This is a genomic window from Priestia flexa NBRC 15715, assembly GCF_001591565.1.
In the GTDB taxonomy this organism is placed as follows: domain Bacteria; phylum Bacillota; class Bacilli; order Bacillales; family Bacillaceae_H; genus Priestia; species Priestia flexa.
Window position 1 is genome coordinate 1 of record NZ_BCVD01000221.1, and the last position, 1,785, is coordinate 1,785.

Sequence of the window (1,785 nt, forward strand, 5' to 3'; positions counted from 1 at the left end):
GAGGCTGGGACATAACTAGCCAAAAATAATGAAAAAGGGTTCTCATCATCGCATTTTGATGATGAGAACCCTTTTTTGTTGATCTGTTTGATTGGTCTATGCACATTTTACGCTGGAGGCGATGTACTTTCGTACATTCACCGCCATGAACGCAAACCCTAATTCGTTTTTCACGTTCTCTTTGCCTCTTACGGACATTCGAGTGAAACGCAAATTAGCCTTCAGATATCCAAAAACTGGTTCTACGTCAATCTTACGTTTTCCGTAGATTTTACCCGTTTTTTCTTCTGAAAGCAGCTGTTGAATGCTTTTCTTTTGTTGTTCCCACTTTTCGTTATAATGGATTCTTCGGTTCTTTCCTTCCTTCGCCTTCGTACATTGTGAACGAAAAGGACAACCTGAACAGTCTTCACATTCGTACACATTGAATAACCTTGTAAATCCGTAACGGTCTGTGCGATGCGATTTGTAACGAAACGTCAACTTATTCCCGTTGGGACAAGTAAAGGAATCATCTTCTTCATGATAATCCCAATTCGCTGTCTGAAATGGGTCATTCTTAACGCGTTTTTTCTTCTCTTTTCGATACATACTATATGTGATAAGAGGCGTACGCTTTCTGTTCTGCACATCGAGGTAATTCTCTTCACTTCCATATCCCGCATCTGCGACAATATAGTCTGGGAGTTCGAAGTAGTGATGTTCAATTGCGTCAAGAAACGGACAAAGTGTTCGTGTGTCCGTTGGATTTGAAAAGACATCGTAAGCAAGTGTATATTGACCTTCTGTCGCAATTTGCACATTATACCCCGCCTTCAGTTGGCCATTCTTCATGTAGTCATCCTTCATACGCATAAACGTGGCATCATGATCTGTTTTTGAATAACTATTCCGTTCGTTAAAAATCTCCATGTCTTTTTCATACTTTAACTTACGTTTCACAAAGTCTTGAAATTGCTTATACGCTTTCTTCGGTTCTTTTCTGCTTGATCGCAGTTGTTTTCGTTCATCGGCATCTTCACTTGCTTCAATTTCTTTTGTCAACTCTTCAACCTTTTCTTCTAATTTTTCAGTGATTAGAGATAATTCTTCAACAGAAAGTTCGTCCGAACTTTCTCGTTCGATCTGTGGAATAATTTCTCTTTCTACTAGTTCGTCATACAGCTGGGTTGATTTCTCCAAGAGGCTCGCACTATACTTTTCGATTGATTTGCGCCAGACAAATGTGAACTTATTGGCATTTGCTTCAATCTTCGTTCCATCAATGAAGATTGCTTCATTATCAATCTCGTTCTCTTGAATAAGTTGACATCGAAACTGGACAAAGCACTCACGAAGAAGCACTTGAACTTCTGGGTGAACACGAAATCGATTGATTGTCCGATAGCTCGGTTCGTAACCTTGAGCTAGCCACATCATACGTATACTATCTTTGAGAAGCGCTTCAATTTTTCTTCCTGAAAAAACTGACTGTGTGTAGGCACATAAAATGATTTTCATCATCATGCGTGGATGGTAAGCAGGACACCCCGTTTTCTGTAAGAAGCCGGCAAAGGCTTCATCTGGAATATGTTCAACGAGATGGTGAACGGCGAAGGCAATATCATTTTCTTGTAATTTTATTTCTAAATCTAAAGGCAAAACCACTTGATTCATGTTATAATCTTTAAACATAAGGACCCTTCTTTCCGATAAGATTTTGTATGGTAACTTTATTTTATCAGAAGTGGTCCTTATTTTAATGTAAAAATAAACAAAGCCGGTGAAATTTTACTCGTCGTAAAA

The 1,785-nt window shown here is 38.8% G+C and carries 1 protein-coding gene; it reads right to left on the reverse strand.

Annotation, left to right across the window (positions count from 1 at the left end):
• Positions 1-96: 96 nt before the first annotated feature.
• Positions 97-1,674 carry an IS1182 family transposase gene (locus BFL01S_RS19490; RefSeq protein ID WP_153301123.1) on the reverse strand — a complete coding sequence of 526 codons (1,578 nt, stop codon included), beginning with the start codon at positions 1,672-1,674 and terminating at the stop codon, positions 97-99.
• Positions 1,675-1,785 lie beyond the last annotated feature (111 nt).